This window comes from Bacillota bacterium, assembly GCA_023511835.1.
Classification (GTDB): domain Bacteria; phylum Bacillota; class Sulfobacillia; order JAIMAT01; family JAIMAT01; genus JAIMAT01.
On the sequence record JAIMAT010000105.1, the window covers coordinates 1 to 5,679 of the forward strand.

A 5,679-nucleotide genomic window follows, 5' to 3' on the forward strand; every position below is an offset into this window, starting at 1 on the left:
GGCGGCGCGGTCCAGCGCGTCGGAGAGGCGGAGCGGGGCCAGCCCGTCCAGGGCGCGGTAGGCGTTGACCCGGGCAAGAGCCAGGCGGGCGGCCGCGGGCGGGGCGGGGGCGGCCGGAGCCGCCGCGCCGGCGCGGCCGCCGGAGCCGGTCCAGGGCGCCAGCAGCAGGGCGGGAATCAGGAGGGCGGCCGCCAGAAGGCGGGCCCGCGAGCGGGGCCGGGCGGGAGGGTGGCGGCGAGGCGGCAGGATGCGGGCGGACGGGCGGCGGATCAACGACAAGCGGACTCACTCCCCGTCGTCATAGCCTTCGGAGCGGCACCCGTCCTTCCTGCCCGGGCGGCCCGCCTTCCCGCCCGCCGCGCGCGGGGGCACCCCCGGGGCCGGACGGCCGCCAGGGGAAGCGCGACGGGCGCCGTATCCGGGTGCAGGGGGGAGACGGGCTGAGGCCGGGCTGGGACGAGTACTTCCTGAGGCTGGCGGAGCTGGTGGCGGAGCGGGCCACCTGCCCGCGGCAGCACGTGGGCGCCGTGCTGGTGCGGGAGCGGCGGATCCTGGCCACCGGCTACAACGGGGCGCCGCGCGGCCTGCCCCACTGCACCGAGGTGGGCTGCTCGCTCTACGGGGAGCACTGCACGCGCGCCGTCCACGCCGAGCTGAACGCCCTCCTCCAGTGCGCGCGCTTCGGCGTGGCGGCCGAGGGGGCGACGCTCTACTGCACGCACACGCCCTGCCTGGAGTGCGCCAAGGCGCTGGTCAACGCCGGGGTGCACGAGGTGGTCTACCGCCATCCCTACGCCGACGACCGCGCCAACGTGGAGGCGCTGCTGCGCGAGGCGGGCCTGGTGCTGCGCCGGGGGCCGGAGGGCGACGGGGCCGGCGCGGCGCGCGGGACGGGCGCCTCCGGAGAGGGCGGCGCGCGGGCGGAGTAGGAGGCGACGAGGATGGAAGCGATCTGGACGACCATGGCGGCCTTCCGCGAGGCCGTCCGCGAGACGGACCTGGCCATCCTGCCGGTGGGCTCGCTGGAGGCGCACGGCGAGCACCTGCCGCTGGGCTCCGACATCCTGGCGCCGGTCCGCCTGGCGGAGCGGGTGGCCGAGCTGCTGGAGGACCGGGTGATCGTCTACCCGCCCGTCCCCTACGGGCACTCGTGGGAGCTGGCGGTCTACCCGGGTACCGTCAACGTGCCCGACGACATCTTCCGCGCCTACGTGGCCGCCGTGGGCATCTCCATCGCCGAGAGCGGCGTCCGCCGCCTGGCCATCTTCAACGGCCACGGCGGCAACGTGGGCGCGCTGCGCGGGGCGGCCGAGGCCATCGCCGAACACGGCGCCGAGGTGGCCGTCTGGTCGTGGTGGCTCGACTTCGCCCCGGAGATCCGCGCCATCTGCCAGGGGCAGGGGCACGCCGGCGAGGACGAGACCTCGGTCCTGCTGGCCATCGACGAGCGGCGCGTCGACATGAGCCGCGCCCACGTCCACTGGCCGGAGGAGCCGTTGGGCGTCCGCCTCTACCGCGCCGGCGGCGCGCTGGAGACCTACCGCTGGGCCCAGTCGGGCGACGCCACCCTGGCCACGCGCGAGAAGGGCGAGCGCATCCTGGCGGTGGTGGCCGAGCGACTGGCCGAGGCGCTCCGCCGCTGGCGGGCGCAGGCGCGATGAGCGGCGGCGAGGCACGCGCCCGGCTGCCGGAGGTGGCGCTGGTGACGCGCGACCGGCGGCTCGCCGAGCGCTACCCGGGGGCCTTCCTGGAGGTGAAGGACGTCAGCGGGCTGGAGCAGCCGCCGCTGGCCGGGGCGCACGCCATGATCTCCTGCTTCGGCGACAACCGCCTGGCGGCCGAGCACCCCGACTGGGTGCAAGTGGACGAGCGCGGGCTCCGCGCCACCCGCGAGGCCAGCTTCTTCGACTGGGACAGCCTCTGCCCCTCGCGCCCCGAGGTGCAGGAGCGGCTCCTGGACCGCTTCGAGGAAGTGGCGCGCTCCGGCGTCCCCGGCCTGCGCCTGGACGACGTGGACTACGCGCGCGAGGGCTTCTGCCGCTGCGAGCACTGCCGGGCCGAGTACGAACGGGCGCGCGGCGAGCGGCCAGGGCTCCAGTGGCTGGAGTGGCGGGCGGGGGTGCTGACCGGCTTCACGCGCAGGGCGGTGGAGCGCATCGAGCGGGCCAGCCCCGGGCCGCGCCCGCTCCTCACCTTCACCCTCTACCCGGACCCGCTGCCGGCGCACCAGTTCGAGCGCTTCGGCGTCGACCTGGCGGCGGTGGCACCGCTGGTGGACGCCTTCGTGGTGCCGCTCTACGACCTGGCCTACACGACCACCTACTGGCTGGAGACGATCGCCTGGGACTTCCTGGAGGCGGTGGAGGCGCCGCTCCTCATCGAGCTCTACGCCCTCCACGTGGAGGAGAAGCGGCTGGCGCACGCCGTCGAGGTGGCCGCCCGCTACGCCGACGGCCTGCTCTTCGCCTACGAGTACAAGCCGGAGCGCATCGAGCGCGAACTGGAGCTGGGGCGGGAGGCGCTGGCCCGCGGCCGGCGCGAGCGCCCCCGGCGCCGCGGTCGCTAGCGCCGCGGCGCGCCACCGGCCCCGGCGGCGGCTCCGGACGGCTTCAGGCGGAGGGCCGGCCCGTCCCGCCGCCGGTCTCCCCGTCGCGACCCGCGGAGCCGCCGGCGGCCTCCGCGGCCGGGGCCGGCGCCGCCGGCCGGGCCGGCTGCGCCGGCTGGGCGGGCGCCTCCACCGCCTGGCTGATCTCCTGGCTCAGTCCCTGGGTGGCGTTGCGGAACTCGCGCAGGCCGCGGCCCACGGCCCGGCCGAGCTCGGGCAGGCGCGAGGGCCCGAAGACGACCAGCGCGATAACCAGGATGATGAGGATCTCCATCGGCCCGATGCGGCCCATGCTCCCATCCTTCCCCGTGCCGCCGGCGCCGCGGCTGCCGCCGCGGCGGTTCCGGAACGGCGCTTCACCTGATTATCGACCGCCCCCCGGGGGGCCGGCAATCGCCCGGGCGGTCCATGCGCCGCGAAGGGCAATCCCTTTCCCGCCCGGCAGGCGATTGCCACTTTGCGCCAGTTGGCCGCCTGCTCTAAGCTCTCGGATAGAGAGGCGAGAAAGGCCTGCGCCGGGGAGAGAAGGGCGCTGCCGTCCGGCGCGTTCCCGGGGCGGCATGGGGGCGAGAGGCGTGAAGGCGACGGGCATCGTGCGCAAGATCGACGAGCTGGGGCGCATCGTGCTGCCGATCGAGCTCCGGCGGACGCTGGACATCCAGCTGCACGACCCGCTGGAGATCTTCCTGCGGGACGACGCCATCGTGCTCCGCAAGTACCAGGTCTCCTGCGTCTTCTGCGGGTCGCACGAGAACCTGACCACCTTCCGCAAGAAGACCGTCTGCGAGAGCTGCCTGAAGGAGCTGGCCGCGCTGGAGAGCGAGCGGGTCGGTGCCTGAGGGGGAGGGGCGGAGGGGCCTGCGGCTGGTCGTCTTCGACTTTGACGACACCCTCGCTCTGACCGCCATCGACTTCCCGGGCGTCAAGCGGCGGGCCGCCGGGCGCCTGGCGGCCGAGGGACTCTGGACGGGCACCGCCGAGGAGGCGGTGGCCACGCCGCTTCCTTTTCTCCTCGCCCGCGCGGAGGGGAGGCCGGAGCTGGCGGCCGAGCTCCAGGCCATGGTGGAGGAGGCCGAGGCGGCGGGCCTGCGCCGCCTGCGCTGGAGGCCCGGGCTGGAGGCGGCGCTGGAGGCGCTGCGCCGGGGGGGCCTGCGCCTGGCCGTCCTGACCAACAACGCCGGCGGTCCCGTCCGCCGCGCCCTGCGCGAGGCGGGGCTGGAGCGCCACTTCGACGCCGTGGCCGGCCGCGACGACGTGCCGGCCATGAAGCCGCGCCCGGAGGGGCTCCTCGCCCTCCTGGGGCGGCTCGGGGTGGAGCCGGCGGAGGCGCTCTTCGTGGGCGACTCGGAGATCGACCGGCAGGCGGCCCGGGCGGCCGGCTGCGCCTTCGTGCGCGTTCGGCCGGCCAGCGGCCGCGGGGGGCCGGGGGTGCCGGACGGGGCGGCGCCCGAGGGGCTGGACCGGCTGGAGGAGCTGGTGGCCATGCTGGAACCGGCGGACGGAGGGGACCGGCGGGGGGAGCGCGCCGCCTCGCCGCGCATCGCCTACCAGGGCGAGCCGGGCGCCAACAGCGAGGCGGCGGCGCTGGCCTGGCGGAGCGGGGCGCGGACGGAGGGGCTGCCGGCCGTGCGCGACGTCTTCGCCGCCGTCGCCGCGGGCGAGGCGGAGTACGGGCTGGTGCCGGTGGAGAACGCCTACGCGGGCACCGTGGGCGAGACGCTGGACGGCTTCCTGGAGTTCGAGCAAGTGGCCGTCGTCGGCGAGGTCTACCAGCCCATCCACCACCATCTGATGGCGCTTCCGGGCGTCCGCCTGGAGGCGGTCCGGCGCGTGGTCAGCCACCCCCAGGCGCTGGCGCAGTGCGCGGAGAGCCTTCGCCGTCGGGGCTGGGAGCCGGTGGCGGCGCGCGACACCGCCGGGGCGGCGCGCGAGCTGCGGGCGCGGGCCGACCGGGCGGGCGCCGGGGGCGGCGCGCCCCCGGGCGAGCTGGCGGAGACGGCCGTCCTGGCCTCGCGCCGGGCGGCCGCCCTCTACCGGCTGGAGATCCTGCTGGAGAACGTCGAGGACCGGCCGGACAACGCCACCCGCTTCTGGGTGATCGCGCCGGCTGCCGGCTCGCCCTCCGGCCGGGGCGCGGCCGGGGAGGCGGCGGGCTCGCCCGGTGCGGGCGCGCGCTGGAAGACGACGCTGGTGATGGCCACCGAGCACGCGCCGGGCGCGCTCTGGCGCGCGCTGGGCGCCTTCGCGCGGCGCGAGGTCAACCTCTCCAAGCTGGAGTCGCGGCCCAACCGGCGCCGCCCCTGGGAGGCGCTCTTCTTCGTCGACGCCGACGGCCACGCGCAGGAGCCGCCGCTGGCCGGCGCGCTGGAGGAGCTGGCGGGCCTGGTCGCCTGGTACCGGCTGCTGGGCACCTACCCCGCCGAGGAGCCGCCGGGGCCGGTGGCGCTCCCCTGAGGGGAGCGCCACCGGGCGGCCGCGGCCGTGCGGCGCGGACGGCCTAGGTCAGGTCCTCCACGACCCGCACGCCGTTCATGGCCATGTGGTAGAGAAAGAGCTTGTGGAAGAGGTCGCCCGGGTGGCCGGGCGCGTCGTAGGTGTCCACCAGCCGCGCGGGCACCAGCACCTCGTACTCCAGCTGGTGCTGGTCGCGGTAGAGCTTGATGGGCATGGCCGTGTGGTAGACGCAGAGGTCGGTGCAGTCGCCCACCACCACGAAGCGGCGGAAGCGGCGCGCGGCGGCCGGGAACCAGTCGCCCGCCCAGACCGAGCTGAGGCAGTTCTTGGCCACCTGCTCGTACTCCGCGGCGAAAGGAAGCCCCGCCAGCTCCGGCACCAGCTCCGTCTCCCGGCTGCCGCGGACGCAGTGCGCGGGATAGGCGGCGAACTCGCGCGCCTCGGGATCGTGCTGGTCGCAGAACTGGTAGAGGGCGCGGACGCCGGCGGCGTGGGCGCGCTCCAGCAGGCGGGCGATGGGCCCAGAGAGCGCCCCCACGCGCGGCGAGGCCAGCGGCCCCTCGCTGGCGAAGCCGCGGATCATGTCCACCACGAGGATGGCGACGCCCCCGGGGCCGCCC

General features: G+C 76.5%; 8 protein-coding genes. 5 read left to right on the forward strand and 3 right to left on the reverse strand.

Translation table 11 applies throughout. The features are described from left to right. A partial coding sequence (locus K6U79_10625; GenBank protein MCL6522805.1) for a hypothetical protein occupies positions 1-279 on the reverse strand: 279 nt, incomplete at its 3' end. Positions 280-422: 143 nt separating this feature from the next. Here K6U79_10625 and K6U79_10630 point away from each other — a divergent pair. The 3 genes from K6U79_10630 to K6U79_10640 are packed head-to-tail and all read left to right on the forward strand — an operon-like array spanning position 423 to position 2,566. Continuing rightward, positions 423-929, forward strand: coding sequence for a dCMP deaminase family protein (locus tag K6U79_10630; protein MCL6522806.1), 507 nt, complete (start codon positions 423-425; stop codon positions 927-929). Positions 930-941: 12 nt separating this feature from the next. Next, positions 942-1,661 carry a creatininase family protein gene (locus tag K6U79_10635; protein ID MCL6522807.1) on the forward strand — a complete coding sequence of 240 codons (720 nt, stop codon included), beginning with the start codon at positions 942-944 and terminating at the stop codon, positions 1,659-1,661. Then, entirely contained in the window at positions 1,658-2,566 is a 909-nt protein-coding gene (locus K6U79_10640) for a hypothetical protein (protein MCL6522808.1), read from the forward strand. Before K6U79_10635 ends, K6U79_10640 begins: the two co-directional genes overlap by 4 nt. Before the next feature lie 43 nt (positions 2,567-2,609). On the opposite strand, the gene K6U79_10645 is transcribed toward K6U79_10640, so the two are convergent. Continuing rightward, positions 2,610-2,897, reverse strand: coding sequence for a twin-arginine translocase TatA/TatE family subunit (locus K6U79_10645; GenBank protein MCL6522809.1), 288 nt, complete (start codon positions 2,895-2,897; stop codon positions 2,610-2,612). A gap of 283 nt (positions 2,898-3,180) precedes the next feature. On the opposite strand from K6U79_10645, the gene K6U79_10650 reads away from it, so the two are divergent. Together K6U79_10650 and K6U79_10655 are read left to right on the forward strand one after the other, a co-directional pair. After that, the gene (locus K6U79_10650) at positions 3,181-3,444 is read left to right on the forward strand and encodes an AbrB/MazE/SpoVT family DNA-binding domain-containing protein (protein MCL6522810.1); all 264 of its coding nucleotides are present in this window, start codon (positions 3,181-3,183) and stop codon (positions 3,442-3,444) included. Continuing rightward, a complete protein-coding gene (locus tag K6U79_10655) occupies positions 3,437-5,059 on the forward strand; it encodes an HAD-IA family hydrolase (GenBank protein MCL6522811.1) in 1,623 nt (540 codons plus the stop codon). The genes K6U79_10650 and K6U79_10655 overlap by 8 nt, the downstream gene beginning before the upstream one ends. Positions 5,060-5,102: 43 nt before the next feature. On the opposite strand, the gene K6U79_10660 is transcribed toward K6U79_10655, so the two are convergent. Then, positions 5,103-5,679, reverse strand: a 577-nt coding sequence (locus K6U79_10660) for a cysteine hydrolase (GenBank protein MCL6522812.1), incomplete at its 5' end; no start/stop codon positions are given.

What these genes read in the sequence shown, in the direction of transcription:
- K6U79_10645 (MCL6522809.1), bottom strand. Translation starts at nt 2,897, where the DNA reads ATGGGCCGCATCGGGCCGATGGAGATCCTCATCATCCTGGTTATCGCG.
- K6U79_10640 (MCL6522808.1), top strand. Translation starts at nt 1,658, where the DNA reads ATGAGCGGCGGCGAGGCACGCGCCCGGCTGCCGGAGGTGGCGCTGGTG.
- K6U79_10635 (MCL6522807.1), top strand. Translation starts at nt 942, where the DNA reads ATGGAAGCGATCTGGACGACCATGGCGGCCTTCCGCGAGGCCGTCCGC.